This is a genomic window from Trinickia camelliae (genome assembly GCF_053525655.1).
In genome coordinates this window covers 256,224-276,277 of the sequence record NZ_JBCHAA010000006.1, presented here as the reverse complement: position 1 = coordinate 276,277, position 20,054 = coordinate 256,224, and the positions used below count along the sequence as shown (strand labels likewise).

Here is a 20,054-nt window from a genome sequence, read left to right as displayed (position 1 = left end):
CTCAGTTACGCTCAGTTATGAATTGACACGCCTAACAGGGCCATCACGATCAGCACCGCGAGCCACAGAAACACCGCGCGCTGCACGAGCATCAGCGCCGCGCCAACATGAGCGGGCGACGCGGGCCGACCTTCACCCAGCGTCGGGCGTTCTTCGATCGTGCCGTGATAGACCGCCGGCCCGCCGATCAACACATTCAGACTGCCGGCGCCGGCGGCCATCACCGGTCCCGCGTTCGGGCTGTCCCACAAGCGGGCTTGATTGCGCCAGCAGCGCCACGCGGCGAACGTATCGCCGAGCAGCGCGTAGCTCGTGGCGGTGAGGCGGGCTGGAACCCAGTTGAGGACGTCGTCGAAGCGGGCGGCCGCCCAGCCGAAGCGCAAATAGCGCGGCGTGCGATAGCCCCACATCGCATCGAGCGTATTCGCGAGGCGGAACGCGAGCGCGCCCGGCCCGCCCGCGATCGCAAACCAGAAGAGCGCGCCGAAGATCGCATCGTTGCCGTTCTCGAGCGCCGATTCGACGGCGGCGCGCGAGAGCGCCGCGGCGTCCGCATGCTCGGTCTCGCGCGAGACGATGCGCGCGGTCAGCTTGCGCGCTTGCGGCAGGTCACTCGCGATGAGGGCGCGCGCGATCGGCTCGATGTGATCGCGCAGACTGCGCGCGCCGAGCGCGAACCACAGGAGCGCGATATGCACGAGGCAGGCGAGCGCGAACGGCAACGCCGCGACGAGCCATGCGGCGACGGCGACCGGCGGCACGACTGCCGCGCACCACGCCAGGATGCCGAGCGGGCGGCCGCGCCGGCCCGTATTGAGGCGCGCTTCGAGCCGCTGCGCGACGCGTCCGAAGCCGACGAGCGGGTGCGCGGTGCGCGGCTCGCCGAGCCATTGATCGAGCGCGACGGCGGCGGTGGCGAGGGTGGCCGTGAGCGGCAGCGAGAGGATCAGCACGTGGGACCGCTCGACGGTTTGACGATCATCGGCAGCCCCGCGACCATCAGCGTGACCTGCGTCGAGAGCGCCGCGATGCGCTGATTGAGGCGTCCGAGTTCGTCGACGTAGTGGCGGGTTTCGGCGCCGAGCGGCACGACCCCGAGCCCGATCTCGTTGCTGACGACGATCACCTTGCCGCGCGCATCAGCAAGCGCGGCTTCGAACGCATTCAGATGCGCTGCATAGGCATCGTTGGAAAGCGCCGCGGCGTCCGGCGGACACAGCAGACCCGCGAGCCACAGCGTCAGGCAATCGATGAGGATGCAACGATCGTCACCGTCGGCGCGGCGTAGTGCATCAGCGAGATCGGCGCCGGCTTCGATCAGATCCCATTGCTCGGGACGCCGCGCGCGGTGGTGCTCGATACGCTGTGCGAATTCATCGTCGCCAGAAGCGACGAGGGCCGTGGCGATATAAGTGACGGGCCGCGCGTTCGAGGCCGCGAGCCGTTCGGCGTAGGCGCTCTTGCCGGAGCGTGCGCCGCCGAGGACGAAGGTGAGGTCGCGCGAAATCATCGCGTGATTGTACCGGCGCGATGGGATAATGGCCGGCTTCGTTGCCGCCTAATCCACGCAATCCCACGCAATGTCCGCCTCCAAGCCCGATTTATCCGACGACGTTCTGCCCGCGCCGCACGGCACCCTGATGATCCAGGGGACGACCTCGGATGCAGGCAAGAGCACGCTCGTCGCGGGCCTCTGCCGGCTCGTGCGTCGCGCGGGGTTGCGCGTCGCGCCGTTCAAGCCGCAGAACATGGCGCTCAACAGCGCGGTGACGGTCGACGGCGGCGAGATCGGCCGCGCCCAGGCGCTGCAGGCGGTCGCCGCCGGCATCGACGCGCACACCGACTTGAACCCCGTGCTCCTCAAGCCGACGAGCGACAAGGGCGCGCAGGTCATCATCCACGGCAAGGCGCGCCTGAACCTCGATGCGCGCGCTTATCACGAGTACAAGCCGGTCGCGTTCGAAGCCGTGCTGCAGTCGTATGCGCGTCTGCGCGCGGGGTTCGACGCGGTCGTCGTCGAAGGGGCGGGCAGTCCCGCCGAGATCAATCTGCGCGACCGCGATATCGCGAACATGGGGTTTGCCGAGGGCGTCGATTGCCCGGTCGTGCTCGTCGCCGATATCGACAAAGGCGGCGTGTTCGCGCATTTGATCGGCACGCTCGCGTGCTTGTCGGAGAGCGAGCGCGCGCGCGTGCGCGGCTTCGTCATCAACAAGTTTCGCGGCGACGTGAGCCTGCTCAAGCCCGGGCTCGACTGGCTCGAAGCGCAGACCGGCAAGCCCGTGTTCGGCGTCGTGCCGTACCTGCATGGCTTGACGCTCGACGCAGAGGACATGCTGCCGCGCGAGCTGCACGCGTCGTCGTTGGCGGGGGGCGCCGCGCGGACGTTGCGGGTCGTCGTGCCGGTGCTGCCGCACGTGAGCAACCACACGGATTTCGATGCGCTCCGCGCGCATCCCCAGGTCGATTTCCACTACGTGCGCGGCGGGGCGCTGCCATCGGCCGATCTCGTGATCCTGCCGGGCTCGAAAAACGTGCAGGGCGATCTCGCGTGGCTGCGCTCGCACGGCTGGGACGAGGCGCTCAAACGCCACTTGCGCTATGGCGGACGCGTGATCGGCATCTGCGGCGGGATGCAGATGCTCGGGCGCGAGGTGGCGGACCCGCATGGCGTCGAAGGAACGCCGGGAACGATGCCCGGCTTCGGCCTGCTCGATTTCTCGACGACGCTCGCGCGCGAGAAGACGCTTGTGAACGTGACCGGGCATCTGACGATCGCAGGCGCGGCGCCGGTGGCGGGCTACGAGATTCATATGGGAGAAACGCAGGGACCGGCGCTTGCGGCGCCCGCCGTGCGGCTCGCTTCTTCAAACGGCCAAGGCAACGGCGACTCGCGTCCGGACGGCGCGCTTTCCGCCGACGGACAGATTCTCGCGACCTATGTCCATGGTCTTTTCGACACGCCCCAAGCATGCGCGGCGCTGCTCGGCTGGGCGGGGCTCGCTGACGCCGAAGCGCTCGACTACCCGGCATTGCGCGAAGCGTCGCTCGAGCGGCTCGCCGATACGCTCGCCGAGCATGTGGACTTGCGGCGCCTGTTTGCCGAGTTCCGCTGAATGTTGAGTGCACTCGGACCTGGCGCTATTGCTTCCCAATAGGAAATAATTAAAGCGCTGCAGGCGATTTATCGCCGCATTCGATTCGAATACAGTCCGTTCCACCAGGTGGCACTGCCGCCATCCTTTTTACTTCAAGGGAACCGACCATGAACTCGAACCGTTCGGCTGACTATGCCGCCACCATTCTGCGCATCGCACTAGGCGTGCTGTATCTCGCGCACAGCCTGCAAAAGATCTTCGTCTTCACGCTGCCGGGCACGGCGCAGTTCTTCCAATCGCTCGGCTTGCCGGGCTGGCTCGGCTATGTGACGGCCTTCGTCGAGCTGTTCGGCGGCATTGCGCTCTTGCTCGGCGTGCAGGTGCGCTGGGTGGCGCTCGTGCTGCTGCCGTTCATGCTCGGCGCGATGTCGGCGCACTTGCACAACGGCTGGGGCTTCGCGTCGCCGAACGGCGGCTGGGAATACCCGGCGTTCTGGGCGGTGACGCTCGTGGTCCAGTCGTTGCTCGGCGGCGGGGTGTTTGCCCTGGCGCAACAGCCGGCCCCGCGGGCAGCGGCGGCTTGAGGCGATTGATTGCCTGAACCGGCAGCAACGCCAAGGCCAGAACCGGCTGGCTGAATGAAAAAAAGCGCGCGGAAGCGAATTCCGCGCGCTTTTTTGTTATCCGCTCCGTGCGTCGTCGAGACGGCACGCCAAACGGTCAAGTCAGAATCATCTGCGTGCAGCGAAAGATCGCCATCTTGCGGCCGTTCGGATCGAGCACCGTGGCGTCCCACACGTGCGTGCTGCGGCCCAGGTGGACGGCCGTCGCCACCGCCCGGATCGTGCCCTCGCGGCTCGTGCCGAGAAAATTGCTTTTGAGTTCGATAGTCGTAAAGTTGCGGGCGCCCTCGGGCAAGTGCGCGATGCAGGCATAGCCGCAGCACGTATCCGCGAGACCGATGACCGTGGCCGCGTGCAGGAATCCGTTCGGCGCGAGCAGCTCGCTTCGCACGGTGAGCTCGCCGGTCAGCGTGCCTTCCGCGAGGTCGGTGATGCGGATGCCGAGCAGCTCGGGCAGGGTGCCGCGCTGCCGTTCGTGCAGGCTCTCGGGGGTGATTTCCGGACGCAATTTGGACATGAATCGGGCTCTTGCAAAGGGGAGGGAGGCCGGACTTCGCCATACGGAGGGCTTCGGCCAGGACGGTTTTGCCGATATTATCAAGCGGTTGAAAGCGACGCACGGCAAACCGGCCGGCAGCGGCGTGCTCCGCTACGCGGAAAACGCCGCCTTGCTGGCCTTCTTACCGGGAGAGTTCATGACGGTGATTGTGGTGGCGAATCCGAAGGGCGGCGTGGGCAAGAGCACGCTATCGACGAATCTGGCAGGTTATTTTGCGGCGAACGGCGAGTGGGTGGCGCTCGCGGACCTCGACCGGCAGTTGTCGTCACATGCGTGGCTGGACCTGCGGCCGGCGGGCATGCCGCCGATCGAAGAATGGCAGATCGACATGGATGCGCCCGCGAAACCGCCGCGCGGGCTCGAGCATGCGGTCATCGACACGCCCGCCGGCCTGCACGGCAACCGGTTCGAAGTTTCGCTCGAACTCGCGGACAAGGTGATCGTGCCGCTGCAGCCGTCGATGTTCGACATTCTGGCGACGCAGCACTTTCTGGAGCGGCTCGCGAAGGAAAAGGCGGTGCGCAAGGGTTCGATCGAAATCGGCGTGGTCGGGATGCGGGTCGATTCGCGCACGCGCTCGGCTGAGCAACTGCATCGATTCGTCGAAGGATTGAAGCTGCCAGTGCTCGGCTTTCTGCGCGATACGCAGAACTACGTGCAGCTCGCCGCGCACGGCCTCACGCTGTGGGACGTCGCGAAGAGCCGCGTCGAAAAGGATCTCGAACAATGGGCTCCCATCATCGCATGGGCGAACAAGAAGCACTGAGGCAGAAGGCCGACGGAAGGGCTGGCCTAGGCGGGGAAGGGCGCCGTCCCGCGTAGGGTTCGCGTCACGCCCGCCCGTGCTCGCCGCGGCATCAGGTCCAGTTCTGAGTCGGCACGTGGCCGCGGCTTCCCTTGATCTTGTTGTTCTCGTCGACGAACACCAGGTCCGGCGTCCAGCCGGCCTTGAGTTCCGCCTCATCGACCATCGCAAACGCGGCGATGATCACGAGATCGCCCAGCTGAGCGCGCCGTGCCGCCGATCCGTTCAGCGAGATCATTCCGGTGCCGCGCTCGCCCTTGATCGCATACGTCGAGAAGCGCTCGCCGTTGTTGATGTTCCAGATGTCGATCCGCTCGTTCTCGACGATATTCGCCGCTTCGAGCAGGTCTTCGTCGATCGCGCACGAGCCTTCGTAGTGCAGTTCGCAGTGCGTGACGGCGGCCCGGTGAATCTTCGACTTCAACATATGGCGCTGCATGATCTTTCCTTCCGACTTCGTTGGGCTTGGGAACTGAGAGCGACTACGCGGCAGACCGGTGCGTGATACCTGGCGCCGCCCGTCAGATTTCGAGGTTGTCGATGAGGCGCGTTGCGCCGAGTTTCGCGGCGGCGAGCACCACGAGCGGCGCATCGGTTTCGTGCGCGGCCGGCGGCAGCAGGTTCGAGCGCTTGCGCACCGCGATGTAATCGGGCTTCCAGCCGCGCGCGGCCAGGCTCGCCATCGCGTCCTTCTCGATCGCGGCGAAATCGCGGTTGCCCGAAAGCACGGCCTCGCGGACGCGGCCGAGCGTGATGGCCAGCATCGGCGCCTCGGCGCGCTCGGTCTCGGTGAGGTAACGGTTGCGCGAGCTGAGTGCGAGGCCGTCGTTGTCACGCACTGTTTCGGCGGCGATGATGTCGGTCGGCAGCGCGAACTGGCTGCACATCTGCCGCACGATCATCAGCTGCTGGTAATCCTTCTTGCCGAACACCGCGACGCGCGGCTGCACGCACGACATCAGCTTCATCACGACCGTGCAGACGCCGGTAAAGAAGCCCGGCCGGAACTCGCCTTCGAGGATGTCGCCCAAGTCGGTCGGCGGATGCAGACGGTATTCCTGAGGCTCCGGGTACAGTTCGCGCTCGGTCGGCGCGAACAGCACGTAGACGTTTTCCTTTTGCAGTTTCTCGATATCGGCTTCGAGCGTGCGCGGATATTTGTCGAAATCCTCGTTCGGGCCGAATTGCAGGCGGTTCACGAAGATGCTCGCGACGACCGGGTCGCCATGCTGGCGCGCGAGGCGCATCAGCGACAGATGCCCTTCATGAAGATTGCCCATCGTCGGCACGAACGCCGTGCGATTCTGGCCGCGCAACTGGTCGCGCAATTCTTGGATCGAGCTGATGACTTTCATGATCGGTGTATTCGTCGAGCGGTGACGCCGGCAGGCAAGGGCGCGGTTTTCGTCGTCCGTGCCGAGAGAGGGCTCGGAGCGCGGGATTGTAGTGGATTTTCGCGACACAGGGCCTGAAAATCACCGGACTGTCCCTCAAGCGGTCAACTAAGCCGGCAAATACGCAAGCCGCACGTAAATGGGCGCAAACGGTTCGGCCTGCGTGATTTCGATCAGCGATTCGCGCGAGAGCTCGAGCATCGCAATGAAGTTGACGACCACGACCGGCACGCCGCGCGTGACATCGAACAGCTCGCAAAACTCGACGAAGCGCACGTTCTGCAGCCGCCGCAGGATCACGCTCATGTGTTCGCGCACCGACAATTCCTCGCGCGAGATCTTGTGATGCTGCACGAGCTTCGCGCGCTTGATGACGTCGGCCCAGGCGGCGCGCAGGTCGTTGGTGTCGACGTCGGGAAAGCGCGGCGTGATGCTCTGCTCGATGTACACCTCGGCGCGCAGGAAATCGCGGCCAAGCTGCGGGATCTGATCGAGCCGCTGCGCGGCGAGCTTCATGCGCTCGTATTCGAGCAGGCGCCGCACCAGTTCGGCGCGCGGGTCTTCCGCTTCGTCGCCGGTATCCGCCTTCTTCACCGGCAAGAGCATCCGCGACTTGATCTCGATGAGCATGGCCGCCATCAGCAGATACTCGGACGCCAGCTCGAGATTCGTCTTGCGCAGTTGCTCGACATAGCCGAGATACTGCACGGTCACATCCGCCATCGGGATGTCGAGCACATTGAAGTTTTGCTTGCGGATCAGGTAGAGCAGCAGATCAAGCGGGCCCTCGAACGTTTCGAGGAAGACCTCCAGCGCATCCGGCGGGATGTAGAGGTCTTGCGGCAGCTTGAAGAGCGGTTCGCCGTACAGGCGTGCGAAAGCGATGCCGTCGACGGTGTCGGGCGTCGAGTCCGTGACGGGCGCGGCGAGCGCAGCGCTCGATACCTGCGCCCGACGGGCGTCGTCGGCGGCAGCGGTCACGCTCAGAAGTTCTGGTAGTAGGCGTAGGGCGTCTGCTCGACGCGCGATTCCTTCTGCTCGGCGCGCTCTTCGAGATCGATCGGCTGCTTGTCCCACAGCAGCGCGCGGCCGCGGCGCTGTTCTTCTTCCAGCTTCGGTTTTTGTTGTTTCAACTGGTTCAGGAATTGCGTGATGTCTGACTGATACATGGCTCGACGGTCTCGGAAATGGGGCGGCAAGCCTAGTGGGACGGGCGCCGCCGTTTGATCAGCCGCAATTTTACAGCAAGCGCGCGAGCCGACCTATCCGTGTGTGCATCCGCGTGGAACGTCTCGAAATTAGAGCCGTCCAAGGCGGGCATACCGGCTCCGGGCGCACCCGCTCGCCAGGCACCCGATTGGTTGGAAAAGGCGGGTCCCGCCGGGCGGCGCGCGGCGCGCATAGACAGGTCGGCTGCGCTCGTATGGTCAAATACGCGTTTCTGGGAGGGCCCGTTTAAGTTTTCTGACCCGGTGCCGCCGATTCAACTCGTGCTATTCAACTCGACATCAACAACAAGGCCGGAGGTCCCGTTTGCCGGGGTATGTGTCCCACCTGTCGCGCGGCTCGCGCGCAGCGTCCGATTGCGCGGGCAGCGCCCCGTCGCGTTCGCGCCGTCGCGCGCGCGTGTCGCGTGGCGCGCTTACGGCGATCGTCGGCTGGCTGCTGCTTATTTTCGCGATGCCGGCGAGCGCGAAATACGACGTCGATATTGACGCGCCGCGATCGATCAAAAAGCTGCTCAAGGACCACCTGGACATCTCCCGCTTCGCCAAGCGCGACGACATCAGCGACGACCAGTTCACCTTTCTCATCACCGCCACGCCGCAGCAGGTCCGCGACCTCACCGCGACGGCCGGCTATTTCTCGCCGGTCGTGCGCACCGACGTTCGTACGATCAAGGGCAAGAAGGATGTGAAAGTGAGCGTCGACCCGGGGCCGCGCACGACGGTTGCGTCGGTGACGCTCTCGTTCAAGGGGCCGGTGCTGACGGAAGACCCGCAACAGGAAACCGCGACGCGCTTCGCTTTCTCGCTGCGCGAAGGCGATCCGTTCACGCAATCGGATTGGGACGATGCGAAGAACGCGGCGCTCAAGCAATTGCAGTCGCGCCGCTATCTGGGCGCGAAGATCCAGCGCTCGGAAGCGCGGATCGACCCGCGCACGCACAACGCCGAGCTTGCCGTTACATTCGACAGCGGCCCCACCTTCACGCTCGGCCCGCTCGACGTGAGCGGCGTGCGGCGCTATCCCGGCGAGATCGTCACCAACGTGAATCCGCTTCACACGGGCGAAATCTACGATGCGCAGCGCATCGCCGAGCTGCAGCGCCAGCTGCAGAACACCCCGTATTACGCGAGCGTCGCGATCGATGTCGGCGACGACGTCAACAAGCCGCAAGAGACGCCCGTGCACGTGAAGGTCAGCGAGTATCCGTACAACAGCGTGCGCGGCGGCGTCGGCTATGCGACCGATACTGGCGCCCACGTGCAGGGCTCGTACTCCTACCTCAACACATTCGGTGCGGCGTGGCCGCTATCGGTCCAGGGGCGGCTCGACCAGATCCAGCAGTACGGCCAGATCACGCTCGCGATGCCGCCCGGCGCGCGCGGCTGGACCAATAGCGCGCTCGCGTCCTACACGAGCACGAATGTGTCGGGCACGACGATCTACAGTGCGCGCGTCGGCGCGCAGCGGGCGCGCACGAGCCAGAACATCGACTACACGTACTCGATCCTGTTCTACGACGACCGGCTCGATCAAAACGCGGTCGGCCCGACGACTAGCCGCGCGCTGGTGCCGCAGTGGTCCTGGACGCGCCGTAATACCGACGATCCGCTGTTCCCGCGCTCGGGCAACCTGATCCACGCCGAGGCGGGCTTCGCGGTAAAGAACGTGCTGACCGACCAGACCTTCATCCGCGGCTACGCGCGCGGCCAGCAGTACCTGCCCGTCGGCAAGCGCGATTTGTTCGTGTTTCGCGCGGAAGTGGGCGGGGTGTTTACGAGCGGGCCGTCGAGCGGCGTGCCGGCTTCGCTGCTGTTTCGCGCGGGCGGCTCGAACTCGGTGCGCGGCTATAGCTTCCAGAGCATCGGTAACAGTGTCGACGGCTCGGTGCTGCCGACCAAATACCTCATGACCGGCTCGGCCGAGTACCAGCACTGGTTCAATCACGACTGGGGCGCGGCCACGTTCTTCGATATCGGCACGGCCACCGATACCTGGGGCGAGAAAGTGTTCTACCCGGGCCTGGGCTTCGGCGCGCGCTGGCGCAGCCCGGTCGGCCCGGTCAACATCGACCTCGCCTACGGCTTGCGCGACAAGAGCGTGCGGCCGTACTTGACGCTCGGCATTGCCTTTTAACGTAAACAACGCAGCATGACGACGGACGACTCCGCCAACCCGCCTACGACGCCGCCCTCCGGCCCGCCTCCCGACGAGCCGGGTACGCCTGCGTCCGCTCCCGCTCCGCGCGAGACGCCGCCGGAGAAGCCGAAGAAGCGCCGCCGCTATCGCGTGCTGACGGCGCTTCTTCGCACGCTCGTCTTCATGGTGTTTCTCGTCGTGCTGGCGGGCGGTTTGCTGTACGGCGCGATCACAACCGAACGCGGCACGCGCCTCGCGTGGCAGACGGCGGTTTCGGTGCTGGGCGGGCGGCTCGCCGGCACGGTCGTGGGCGGCTCGCTGGCGAGCGGCGTGCGCCTGAAGGATGTCGCATGGCGCAGCAGCCTCGACGTTAAAGGCAACGATAAGGGCGACGAGATCACAATCGACCGCATCTCGGGCCGCTGGGGCCTCACGCGCTCGCCGTGGCGCTTTACGGTCGACTACTTGCATCTCGGCACGATCGACGCGCGCATCGTCCCGTCGCCTGCGAGTACCGAGCCGACCGTGCTGCCGCAAGACTTGGAGCTGCCGATGCAGCTCGACGTGCGCGATCTGCGCGTCGAGAAGCTGGTGCTGCACGAAGGGACGTCGACGAGCGAGTATTCCGGCCTGATCTTCCGCGGACGCAGCGACGGCCGGCACCACGAGGCGTCGGTTGAGCGGCTCGACACGCCGTTCGGGGCGCTGACCGCCGAGGCCAAGCTCGACGGCGTGCGGCCGTTCGCACTCACCGGCAACGCGGGCTATTCCGGCAAGGTCAACGAGGAGCCGGTGCAGGTGCGCGCGCATGTCTCCGGCACGCTGGAGGCGCTCGTCGCCGATTTGGACGCGACCGGCATGAAGCTCGCCGGCCAGGCGCGCGTCGAGGCCGCGCCGTTCGCCGACGTGCCGCTCACGCGCGCGACGCTCGCGTTCGATCACGTCAATCCGCAAGCCTTCAGCCCCGGCGCGCCGTTCGCCGATCTGGCGGTGCGCGCGGACTTGGCGCCGGTGACCGGGCAGGCTCCGGAGAAAACCATGGCGGGCGGCGCGCCGTCGGCCTCGGGTGCCGTCGCGGCCGGGAAAGCTCCGGCTTCGACGAGCGACTTCGTCGTCGCCGGCCAGGTGTCGATCGTCAACGCGAAACCCGGCGAGATCGGCGAGCACCTGCTGCCGCTCATCGACGCGCATGCCGACGTCCGGCTCGACGCCCGCGAGCAGCGCATCTCGAACCTGAACGTGCGCCTCGTCAAGAATGCGACGCTGACGGGCGGCGGCGCGCTCGCGGGTGGCAAGGGCAAATTCGATCTGCGCGTGGCCGGGCTCGATCTGAACACGTTCGAAGCGAGCGTGCGGCAGACGGCGCTCGCGGGTCCGATCGGCATCACGCTCGACGGCTCCAAGCAGGCGATTACGTTCGATCTGGCCGACCCGAAGGCCGCGCTGCGCGCTCAGGCGCAAGTGACGCAGGACCCAGCGCAGATCGCGTTCAACAACGTCCGCGTGAGTTCCGGCAAGGGCCGCATCGATCTCTCGGGCGCGCTCAAGCACGACGCGCATTCGAGCTACGACGTGAAGGCCGTGCTGACCGATTTCGATCCGCTGTCGCTGATGGCGCCCGGCAAGGCGTCGGCAGGCAAAGCGGCGGCGGGCAAGGCGGGCAAGCAAGCGGGGAAGCGGGCTTTGGGTGCATCGAGCACACCGGGCACGCCGGGAGCGGCATCGAAGCAGGCGAGCCGTGAGACCGGCAAACCGGCCGCTGCCGCCAACTCCGCCGCGCCGGCCGCCAACCGCTCGATCGAAGCGCGCGTGAACGGCACGCTGACCGCCACCGGCGTGCTCGGCCCCACGCTGACGACGAAAGCGCAATTCAAGCTCGGCGAGAGCGTCTACGACGGCAAGCCGCTCACGGGCGCAGGCACCATTCAGCTCGCCGGGTCGCGCATTCTGCCGAGCAGCGTGAACCTGTCGATCGCGGGCAACACGGTCGATCTGAACGGCAGCTTTGGCACGCCGCGCGACCGGCTCAAATTCCACGTCGACGCGCCGCAACTCGACCGTCTCGGTTTCGGTCTCGCCGGTTTCGTGCAGGCGGACGGCGACGTGACAGGATCGTTCCCGCATCCGAACGTCGAGCTTGCCTACAAGGCGGACAACGTCGCGTTCGGCGAGAACCGCCTCGGCCACGCGGAAGGCCGCGCGGAACTGCGCGACGGCGCGCACGGCGCGATGATGTTCACGGCCGACGCGCGCGATCTATCCAGCAACGGCGTCGAGCTCAAGACGCTCACGGCCCAGCTCACCGGCACGCGCGCGAAGCACACGCTGCAAGCGGCGGCGGCGGGCAGCGTGCACGGACGCCCGGTCGACTTGACGCTCGCCGCCGACGGCAGCCTCACCGACAGCCGCGAAGGCACGCGCTGGGACGGCACGGTGACGCGCCTCGCGAACAAGGGCATGCCCGCGCTGAATCTCGCGTCGCCGCTCACGGTGAGCGCCGGCCCGCAGCGCGTCGTGCTCGGCGCCACGCGGCTCACGCTCGAAGGCGCGACGCTCGACCTGAAATCGTTCGCGCTCGATCACGGCAACATCCGCACCGCCGGGTCGTTGTCGAACGTCTCGGTCGCGCGGCTCCTGGAAATCCAGCAGGAGCTGACCGGCCAGCGTCCGCCCGTCAAAACCGATCTCGTGTTCGACAGCGATTGGGATCTGAACGTCGGTCAGACGGCGAGCGGCTATTGGCAGATCAAGCGCCGCGTCGGCGACGTGACGCTCGATACCGGGCGCGGCGTGTCGTCGCTCGGCATCACCGATATCCTCGCGCGCGCCGAGTTCGGCGACGGCCGGCGGCTTGCCGCGAAGGTCCACGCGCAGGCGAGCCGCCTCGGCACCGTCGATGCGAACGTCACCGTGCCGCTCGGCGTGCGCGACGGCTTCCTCGCGATCAACGAAGACGCGCCGCTCTCGGGCGCGGTGAACGCCGAGGTGCCGTCCTTGACCACGACGGGCGGCCTGTTCGGCCCGAGCTACCTGCTCGACGGCCATCTCGCACTGAAGCTCACCATCGCGGGCACGGCCGCCAAGCCGAATCTGTCGGGGTCGCTCACGGGCGACAACTTGTCGGCGACGCTCGTCGACCAAGGCGTCCAGTTGAAGAACGGCGTGATCCGCATCGCGCTGTCGGAGAATCTCGTCGATTTCCAGAACGTCGAATTCCACGGTGGCGACGGGACGCTGCGCGCGACCGGACGCGTGCGCCTCGACAGCGCCGAGCCCGATCTCACGGCGAACATCGTCGCCGACAAGCTCGAGCTGTTCGCGTCGCCCGATCGGCAACTGTCGCTGTCGGGCAGCGCGACGGTCGCCAACGGCGGCACGGCGGGCATCGACATCAACGGCAAGTTCCGCGTCAACAAGGCGCTCTTCGACATGCCCGAGCAGGCCGCGCCGCATTTGGGCGACGACGTCGTGATCGTGCGCTCGGACGGCACCGTGCAGGGCCAGGCGCAGGAGATCGAGGCGACCAACAAGCCGGTCGGCCGCTTCGCGCCGCGCGCGAACGTCGACCTCAACCTCGGCGACAATTTCCGCTTCCGCGGCCAGGGCGCCGACCTCGGCCTGCGCGGCACGATCACGGCGCTGTCCGCGCCGAACCTGCCGCTGCGCGCGATCGGCAACGTGCGCGTGACGGAAGGCTCGACCTATACGGCATTCGGCCGCAAGCTCGCGATCGAAAACGGCTTTTTCACGTTCAACGGGCCGGTCGCCAACCCGGGCATCAACATCCTCGCGATGCGGCGCAATCAGGAGGTCGAGGCGGGTGTGCAGGTGACGGGGACGATCCAGACGCCGGTCGCCAAGCTTGTCTCCGAGCCGAACGTGCCGGATAACGAGAAGCTCTCATGGCTGCTGTTCGGCCATGGCACGGACCAGGGCAACAACCTCGGTCAGCAGAGCACCATGACGACCGCGCTCGCGTTGCTCGGCAGCGCCACCGGCAAGCGCGTCGCGCAGACGATCGGGCTCGACGAGTTCACGGTCGGCCGCAGCGAGGTGGGGCTGACCGATCCGCAAGTGGTGATGGTGTCTAAGGCTATCAACGAGTGGCTCGTGCTCGGCTACGAGCAGGGGCTGCAAGCGGCGGACAACGCGTTCAAGGCGACGCTGAACCTAACGCGCTTCTGGTCGGTCTCGCTGTATGGGGGAACGTTCCAGGGGATGGATCTGAACTTTACGAGGCGCTTCGACAGTCTGTTCGGGGGACGGTGAGGCTTCCGTTCCTTCAGCTTCGGGCACAAAAAAAGCACGCCGGTTAAGGCGTGCTTTTTTTTCTCCGGCGAGCCGTAACGGCCAGCCGTGACGGCGAGCCTTACTTCACCCGCATCCCCGGCTTCGCGCCGCTGTGCGGCTCGAGCACGTAGAGACCCGGCTCGGCCTTCTCATCCGTCGCCGATGCCGCGAGCACCATGCCCTCCGACAGCCCGAACTTCATCTTGCGCGGCGCGAGGTTCGCGACCATCACGGTCAGCTTGCCGATCAGGTCCTCCGGCTTATAGGCCGACTTGATGCCCGAGAACACGTTGCGCGTCTTTTCTTCGCCGACGTCGAGCGTCAGTTGCAGCAGCTTGTCCGATCCCTCGACCGCCTTGCAGTCGACGATCTTGGCGACGCGCAGGTCGATCTTCGCGAAGTCGTCGATCGAGATGATGTCGGATTGGTCGGCGCCGGCCTTCGCGTCGGCTGCGTTCGACTCGCCGTTGGCGGCCGCTGTCTTGGCTTTCTTCTTCGCATCGGCAGGCGCCGCAGCCTGCGTCGCTTGCAGCGAATCGCGGTTGGCGGCGAGCAGTGCTTCGAGCTGCTTCGGATCGACGCGGGTCATCAAGTGCTGGTACGCGTTGATGCGGTGCTCGGCGCTGAGCGGCACGTTCGCGTCGGCCCACGTCAGCGGCTCGATGCCGAGGAACGCCTCGACGCCTTGAGCCAGCTTCGGCAGCACCGGCTTCAGCGCGAGCGACAGCAGGCGGAACGCCTCGATGCTCACGCTGCAGGTTTCGTGCAGCGCGACCGCGTTGGCCGGATCTTTCGCCTGATCCCACGGCTTGGCGGTATCGACGTACGCGTTGACCGCGTCCGCCAGCTCCATCGTCAGGCGCAACGCGCGGCCATATTCGCGCGCCTCGTAGTGCGCGGCGATTTGCGGAATCGCGGTGCGCAGCGTGCCGAGCAGCGGGTGGCGCATCGCGCTCGCCTGGATGCGGCCCTCGAAGCGCTTGATCAGGAAGCCCGCGGCGCGGCTCGCGATGTTCACGTACTTGCCGACGAGGTCGCTGTTCACGCGCGCCTGGAAGTCCTCGAGGTTCAGGTCGATGTCTTCCATCGTGCTGTTGAGCTTCGCCGCGAAGTAGTAGCGCAGCCACTCGGGGTTCAGTCCCACGTCGACGAAGCTCTGCGCCGTGATGAACGTGCCGCGCGACTTCGACATCTTCGCGCCGTCCACCGTCAAGAAGCCGTGCGCGAACACGTTGGTCGGCGTGCGGTGACCGGAGAACTCGAGCATCGCGGGCCAGAACAGCGTGTGGAAGTACAGGATGTCCTTGCCGATGAAGTGATACTGCTCGGCCGGCGAGCCCGGTTTGATCCACGAGCTGAAATCGAGGCCGACGCGATCGGCGAGGTTCTTGAAGCTCGCGTAGTAGCCGACCGGCGCATCGAGCCACACGTAGAAGTACTTGCCGGGCGCGCCGGGAATTTCGAAGCCGAAGTACGGCGCGTCGCGCGAGATGTCCCAGTCGGCGAGCTTCGCTTCACCCGCGTCGCCGAGCCATTCGCGCATCTTGTTGGTCGCTTCCGGTTGCGCCAGGCCGCCCACCCAGCCGCGCAGGAAGTTCTCGCAGCGCGGGTCCGAGAGACGGAAGAAGTAGTGCGTCGAGGTCTTGCGAATGGGCGTCGCGCCCGACACCACGGAATACGGGTTCACCAGCTCGGTCGGCTGGTAGGTCGAGCCGCACACCTCGCAGTTGTCGCCGTATTGGTCCTTCGCGCCGCACTTCGGGCACTCGCCCTTGATGAAGCGGTCCGGCAGGAACATCTCCTTGACGGGGTCGTACGCCTGCTCGATCTCGCGCGCGTCGATCAGCCCGGCCGCCTTGAGCGCGCCGTAGATCTCCTCGGACAGCACGCGGTTTTCTTCGGAATCGGTCGAATAGTAGTTGTCGAACGAAATGCCGAAGCTGTCGAAATCGCGCTTGTGCTCGTTCCAGACGCGGTCGATCAGCGCCTTCGGCGTGATGCCCTCGCTTTCGGCGCGCAGCATGATCGGCGTGCCGTGCGTGTCGTCGGCGCCGACGTAGTAGACCTCGTGACCATGCATTCGCAGCGCGCGCACCCAGATGTCCGTCTGGATGTACTCGACCAGGTGGCCGATGTGAATCTGTCCGTTCGCGTACGGCAGGGCGGACGTGACGAGGACCTGGCGGCGGCCCGTGGTGCTCGGGGCCGCGCCGGCTTGCGCGTTGGAATCGGTGGAGGCTGCTGTCATGGGGATTTCGTAGGACTGCGGGGGAAAAGAGTATTCGATTCTAGCAGGCGCGCGGTCCCCGGGCGTGGGGCGCGTAGGGGGCAGTGGCGGGGGGCTAGTTAGAAGCGATGACGTACGCCGAGATTCGCGCGGGCCTGCGATGGCCCGCCCGCATCGACGCCCGTCGCGCCGATCACACCCTGTGCCGCGCCGTGTCCGTTGCTTCCGCTCGCGTGCGTGTAGCCGAGCACGCCGTAGAGATCGCTGCGCTTGCTGAGCGCGTAGGTGCCGGCAAGACTGATCTGGTGATAGCGCGCCGACGAATCGCCCGACGCGCGCAGGAAGTCGTAGCCGAGCTCGGCCAACACGGCCGCCGTCGCCTGCCAGACGCCGTACACCGACGCGTTGCGGTAGACCTGGGTGCGCGTGAAGTGCGAGGCGGCGTCGGCGGCGTAGCGGGAGTCGCTGTAATAGCCGCCGATCGTGATGGCGGAAAACGCGTAGCTGGACGCGACGCGGACGATATCGATCGATTTCGCCGACACGTAGGCCGCGTTGACCGCGCTGTTGAAAAGCGAATCGGCGCTCGAGACGCCCCGCTTGGACGCGGCGGCATTGCCGCGGTCGATGTGCAGATAGCCGCCCGCCAGTGCGAAGCGCCCGCGCGCATAACTTGCCGCAGCGCTGTAGCTCTGCCCGGAACCAGGCGAGCCCGCGACGCCGCCGAACCCGTACAGCGCCTCTGCGCGCAGGCCGTTCCAGCTCGGGCTTGTCCATTTCACGGCATGGTTGACGCGCGCGCTGCTGTCGGCGTTATCGACGTCGCCCGGCGACGAGAACGTCTGGCCGAGATAGCCGTCGCCTTGCAACGGTTGCACGAGGTCGGTGAGCGGGTCGTACATGCGGCCCGCGAACACGGCGTGGCCGCTCGCTGTCTTCAAACCGAAGTAGCTTTGCCGGCCGAAGAGACGCTGCCCTTGGTTCATCCGCCCCGTGTTCAGGTTAAGTCCGTTTTCGAGCTGGAAAGCGGCCGACATGCCGTTGCCAAGCGGTTCGCTGCCCTTGATGCCCCAGCGCGAGCCCGACAGGCTGCCGCTCACAAGCGCGAAGTGCGGCCCATTGCCCTCGTGACGATGCGTGTAGACGAGACCGTTGTCGACGATCCCGTAGAGGGTTGTCGAGCCTTGAGCTGGCACGGTGTCGGCGGCGGCTGCGAGCATCGGCAGCACGACGGCGTGCAGGGCCCGGCTGAGCGGCGAAGTTTGTATCGTTGTTTTGTTCATCGGACCGCAGCGTCACAGATACTTGAGCCAGCCGATGTCCTTCCTGCGCTGCTTGAGTTGCGCGAACCAGCGCACCGGAAAAAACAGCGGCACGGCGAGGAGCAAGCTGCACAGCCAGACCGTGGAGATGCTGTCGAAACCGAAGTACTGGCCCTGATTGGCGCCGAACATGGCAAGCGCGGCCAAATACAGCGCCTTCAGCACGTACAGGTGAAGCAGATAGAAGAACATCGGTGCGCCGCCGAGCGTAGCGAGCGCGCCGATCGCGCGGCGCGTCTGCTGTTTCTCGAACCACGCGAGCAGCAGCACGCCGACGCCCAACGCAGGCATCAGGAACATCAGCGACGGCGGATACTTGCGCGCGGCGAAGAAGCTCATGACGGTGCGCAGCGCATCGCCGGTATGGACCCATGGCATATCGCCATAGACATTGGCGTAACGAATCACAAGAAACCCGACGAGCATCCAGACGCCAAGCCGCACGAGCCGTTTCGCGCGCACGGCCGGCGCGACCGTCTTCGCGAACCAAGGCCCAATTGCATACCCAAGCAGGATCACGCCGATCCACGGCAGCACGGGATAGGTGGTGCGGGCGCGCAGGCCGTCCCAAATCTCGATGAACACTTTCTGGTGGAGCATCGACCACGGCACGAACGCGGCCGAATCGGGCCCGATCGCGACGCCGTCAAGCAGGTTGTGACCGGCGACGATCGCGAGGCCGAACGCGATCTGCCACGCGCGCTGCAGATGAAGCAGCGCGGCAAGCACGATCATGCAGACGCCGATGCACCAGATCACCTGGAGCCAGAGCGTCTTCGGCGGAAACTCGGCGGTCCAGGCGAAGCAGACGAAGGTCACTTCGAGCACGACGAGAAACACGCCGCGCTTGAGCAGAAAGGCCGAGGTTTCGCGCGGCGTGTGGCGCTGTCCGTAGAGATAGGCCGAGAGCCCGGTCAGGAAGACGAACACAGGCGCACAGATCTGGCTCGTCATGCGCGTGAAGAAGAGCGACGGCTCGACGGTCAGCGCATCCATGGGATCGCCGACCTGGCGATGCAGGAAGAACGTCTCGCGCACATGGTCGATCAGCATCAGCAGCATGACGAAGCCGCGCAGGGCGTCGACGGCGAGCATCCGCGCTGCAGCCGGCGTGGAGGCAGCGGCGGCGAGCGGCTTGTTTTCCGCAAGCCATTCCTGCGGGTCGGTCAGTCGTGTCGAAGAGGTCATTAAGAGCGCCTGTCGGTTGAGCGGCGCTGGACTTAAAGACCCAAGAAGGGAAGCGAAGGCGCCGGCCAAGAGGGCACGGCTTTGTTGAGAGCGGTTCTCATTGGCCGGGCGGGGGGAGATTATCCGCTGGCGGTAGACAGCTCAGGCTGCGGCGCATCGTCGCGTCCGACAGTCGCGGCGTAAGAATAGGCCGTCGCCCGAAAAACGCAGGCAAAACGCAGGCAAAAAAAACCGGGGCTATGGCCCCGGAGCAACAACGACAAGAGGAGAATGGTGACGCGCCTGCATGTGCAGTCGCGTACCGTAAGAGAAGACAGCGATTTTCCCGCCGAGTTCGAAATATTTTTGATTTGTTTACCGCCAGATTTCTGACGGCTTGCCGGACGGGGCTCCGAGCGAGATTTCGGAGCGTCCGGCGACAAACTGCGCGGCCGCTCCGAAACGATTCGCGTCGAACCCTTATTGGTATTGCGGCGCCTGGCCGTGCTGCGCCGTGGCGCGCAGATAGATCTCGACGCGGCGGTTTTGCGCGCGGCCCGCATCGGTGTTGTTGTCGGCGATCGGGTTCGACGGGCCCATGCCCTGCGCCGTCAGGCGCGCCGGCTGGACGCCGCGCTGATTCAGGAAGGTCACGACGCTCTGCGCGCGGTTCTGCGACAAGGTCATGTTGTATTGCTGGCTGCCGGTGCTGTCGGTATAGCCGATCACTTGCGCGATCAGCTCGGGGTTCTGCTGCAGCGTCTGCGCGACGGTGTCGAGCACCGGCTGGAACGACGGCATGATCGCGTAGCTATCGGTCGCGAACGAGATCGAACTCGGGATGTTGACCTTGAGCGAGCCGTCCGGCTGCTCGGTGACTTGCGCGCCGGTGCCCTTGGTGGCGCCGGTGAGCTTGTTGTGGATCGCCGTCCAGTTGTAGCCGACGATGCCGCCAGCCGCCGCGCCGGCTGCCGCGCCGATCGCCGCGCCCTTGCCGCCGCCGAAGATCGCGCCGAGACCGGCGCCCACGGCCGCGCCGGCGCCCGTGCCGGCAGCCGTATTCGTGCCTTGCTGGGTGGCGCAGCCGCCGAGCAGTGCGCCGGCTACGGCGAAGACGGTGAGTCGGGTCATGATTTTTGCGTTCATATGGGATTCCTCTTCAGTAACGTGTTGGACGATGGAGTAGACCGTCCTGGCTGGCCC

Annotated in this window: 16 protein-coding genes; 5 read left to right on the top strand and 11 right to left on the bottom strand. The window is 66.1% G+C overall.

All coding sequences use genetic code 11. The features are described 5' to 3' along the window. Positions 1-11 precede the first annotated feature (11 nt). Positions 12-947, bottom strand: a complete 936-nt coding sequence (gene cbiB / locus AAHK20_RS13110) for an adenosylcobinamide-phosphate synthase CbiB (protein WP_449181948.1) — start codon at positions 945-947, stop codon at positions 12-14. Then, on the bottom strand, positions 947-1,510 hold the full coding sequence (gene cobU, locus AAHK20_RS13105) for a bifunctional adenosylcobinamide kinase/adenosylcobinamide-phosphate guanylyltransferase (RefSeq protein ID WP_449181882.1): 564 nt from the start codon (positions 1,508-1,510) through the stop codon (positions 947-949). The genes cbiB and cobU overlap by 1 nt, the downstream gene beginning before the upstream one ends. A gap of 70 nt (positions 1,511-1,580) precedes the next feature. On the opposite strand from cobU, the gene AAHK20_RS13100 reads away from it, so the two are divergent. Then, complete coding sequence (locus AAHK20_RS13100) at positions 1,581-3,116, top strand: cobyric acid synthase (protein ID WP_449181881.1); 1,536 nt, start codon at positions 1,581-1,583, stop codon at positions 3,114-3,116. Positions 3,117-3,265: 149 nt separating this feature from the next. Beyond that, a complete protein-coding gene (locus AAHK20_RS13095) occupies positions 3,266-3,682 on the top strand; it encodes a DoxX family protein (protein WP_449181880.1) in 417 nt (138 codons plus the stop codon). Positions 3,683-3,818: 136 nt separating this feature from the next. Here AAHK20_RS13095 and AAHK20_RS13090 read toward each other — a convergent pair whose 3' ends face one another. Continuing rightward, complete coding sequence (locus AAHK20_RS13090; RefSeq protein ID WP_449181879.1) at positions 3,819-4,238, bottom strand: PaaI family thioesterase; 420 nt, start codon at positions 4,236-4,238, stop codon at positions 3,819-3,821. A 178-nt stretch (positions 4,239-4,416) separates the two neighbouring features. Between AAHK20_RS13090 and AAHK20_RS13085 the strand changes: the two genes are divergently transcribed. Continuing rightward, entirely contained in the window at positions 4,417-5,046 is a 630-nt protein-coding gene (locus tag AAHK20_RS13085) for a ParA family protein (protein ID WP_449181947.1), read from the top strand. Between the two features lie 91 nt (positions 5,047-5,137). Here the strand turns inward: AAHK20_RS13085 and panD are convergent, their stop codons facing one another. The 4 genes from panD to AAHK20_RS13065 all read right to left on the bottom strand — a co-directional run bounded on the left by panD (position 5,138) and on the right by AAHK20_RS13065 (position 7,648). Beyond that, on the bottom strand, positions 5,138-5,524 hold the full coding sequence (gene panD / locus AAHK20_RS13080; protein ID WP_449181878.1) for an aspartate 1-decarboxylase: 387 nt from the start codon (positions 5,522-5,524) through the stop codon (positions 5,138-5,140). An 82-nt stretch (positions 5,525-5,606) separates the two neighbouring features. Further along, positions 5,607-6,440, bottom strand: coding sequence for a pantoate--beta-alanine ligase (gene panC, locus AAHK20_RS13075; protein ID WP_449181877.1), 834 nt, complete (start codon positions 6,438-6,440; stop codon positions 5,607-5,609). 147 nt (positions 6,441-6,587) lie between these two features. Further along, entirely contained in the window at positions 6,588-7,460 is an 873-nt protein-coding gene (locus tag AAHK20_RS13070; RefSeq protein ID WP_449181876.1) for a segregation and condensation protein A, read from the bottom strand. 2 nt (positions 7,461-7,462) lie between these two features. Further along, positions 7,463-7,648: a DUF3460 family protein gene (locus AAHK20_RS13065; RefSeq protein ID WP_449181875.1), complete on the bottom strand. Its 186-nt coding sequence runs from the start codon at positions 7,646-7,648 to the stop codon at positions 7,463-7,465. 376 nt (positions 7,649-8,024) lie between these two features. Between AAHK20_RS13065 and AAHK20_RS13060 the strand changes: the two genes are divergently transcribed. Both AAHK20_RS13060 and AAHK20_RS13055 read left to right on the top strand, forming a co-directional pair. Then, on the top strand, positions 8,025-9,842 hold the full coding sequence (locus AAHK20_RS13060) for an autotransporter assembly complex protein TamA (RefSeq protein ID WP_449181874.1): 1,818 nt from the start codon (positions 8,025-8,027) through the stop codon (positions 9,840-9,842). A 15-nt stretch (positions 9,843-9,857) separates the two neighbouring features. Further along, positions 9,858-14,114: a translocation/assembly module TamB domain-containing protein gene (locus AAHK20_RS13055; protein WP_449181873.1), complete on the top strand. Its 4,257-nt coding sequence runs from the start codon at positions 9,858-9,860 to the stop codon at positions 14,112-14,114. Between the two features lie 100 nt (positions 14,115-14,214). Here AAHK20_RS13055 and metG read toward each other — a convergent pair whose 3' ends face one another. The 4 genes from metG to AAHK20_RS13035 form a co-directional block, all read right to left on the bottom strand. Continuing rightward, entirely contained in the window at positions 14,215-16,383 is a 2,169-nt protein-coding gene (gene metG / locus AAHK20_RS13050) for a methionine--tRNA ligase (RefSeq protein ID WP_449181872.1), read from the bottom strand. Between the two features lie 98 nt (positions 16,384-16,481). Next, positions 16,482-17,645 (bottom strand): porin, encoded by a 1,164-nt coding sequence (locus AAHK20_RS13045; RefSeq protein WP_449181871.1) that lies wholly within the window; start codon positions 17,643-17,645, stop codon positions 16,482-16,484. A 12-nt stretch (positions 17,646-17,657) separates the two neighbouring features. Continuing rightward, positions 17,658-18,872, bottom strand: coding sequence for an acetyltransferase domain-containing protein (locus AAHK20_RS13040; protein WP_449181870.1), 1,215 nt, complete (start codon positions 18,870-18,872; stop codon positions 17,658-17,660). 459 nt (positions 18,873-19,331) lie between these two features. After that, the gene (locus tag AAHK20_RS13035) at positions 19,332-19,997 is read right to left on the bottom strand and encodes a YiaD family glycine zipper/OmpA-like lipoprotein (RefSeq protein WP_449181869.1); all 666 of its coding nucleotides are present in this window, start codon (positions 19,995-19,997) and stop codon (positions 19,332-19,334) included. Between the last annotated feature and the right edge of the window lie 57 nt (positions 19,998-20,054).

Coding starts and splice junctions, on each gene's coding strand:
- AAHK20_RS13095 (WP_449181880.1), top strand. CDS start 3,266: ATGAACTCGAACCGTTCGGCTGACTATGCCGCCACCATTCTGCGCATC.
- AAHK20_RS13090 (WP_449181879.1), bottom strand. CDS start 4,238: ATGTCCAAATTGCGTCCGGAAATCACCCCCGAGAGCCTGCACGAACGG.
- AAHK20_RS13100 (WP_449181881.1), top strand. CDS start 1,581: ATGTCCGCCTCCAAGCCCGATTTATCCGACGACGTTCTGCCCGCGCCG.
- AAHK20_RS13065 (WP_449181875.1), bottom strand. CDS start 7,648: ATGTATCAGTCAGACATCACGCAATTCCTGAACCAGTTGAAACAACAA.
- cobU (WP_449181882.1), bottom strand. CDS start 1,510: ATGATTTCGCGCGACCTCACCTTCGTCCTCGGCGGCGCACGCTCCGGC.
- panD (WP_449181878.1), bottom strand. CDS start 5,524: ATGCAGCGCCATATGTTGAAGTCGAAGATTCACCGGGCCGCCGTCACG.
- AAHK20_RS13085 (WP_449181947.1), top strand. CDS start 4,417: ATGACGGTGATTGTGGTGGCGAATCCGAAGGGCGGCGTGGGCAAGAGC.
- panC (WP_449181877.1), bottom strand. CDS start 6,440: ATGAAAGTCATCAGCTCGATCCAAGAATTGCGCGACCAGTTGCGCGGC.
- AAHK20_RS13040 (WP_449181870.1), bottom strand. CDS start 18,872: ATGACCTCTTCGACACGACTGACCGACCCGCAGGAATGGCTTGCGGAA.
- AAHK20_RS13035 (WP_449181869.1), bottom strand. CDS start 19,997: ATGAACGCAAAAATCATGACCCGACTCACCGTCTTCGCCGTAGCCGGC.
- AAHK20_RS13055 (WP_449181873.1), top strand. CDS start 9,858: ATGACGACGGACGACTCCGCCAACCCGCCTACGACGCCGCCCTCCGGC.
- metG (WP_449181872.1), bottom strand. CDS start 16,383: ATGACAGCAGCCTCCACCGATTCCAACGCGCAAGCCGGCGCGGCCCCG.
- AAHK20_RS13045 (WP_449181871.1), bottom strand. CDS start 17,645: ATGAACAAAACAACGATACAAACTTCGCCGCTCAGCCGGGCCCTGCAC.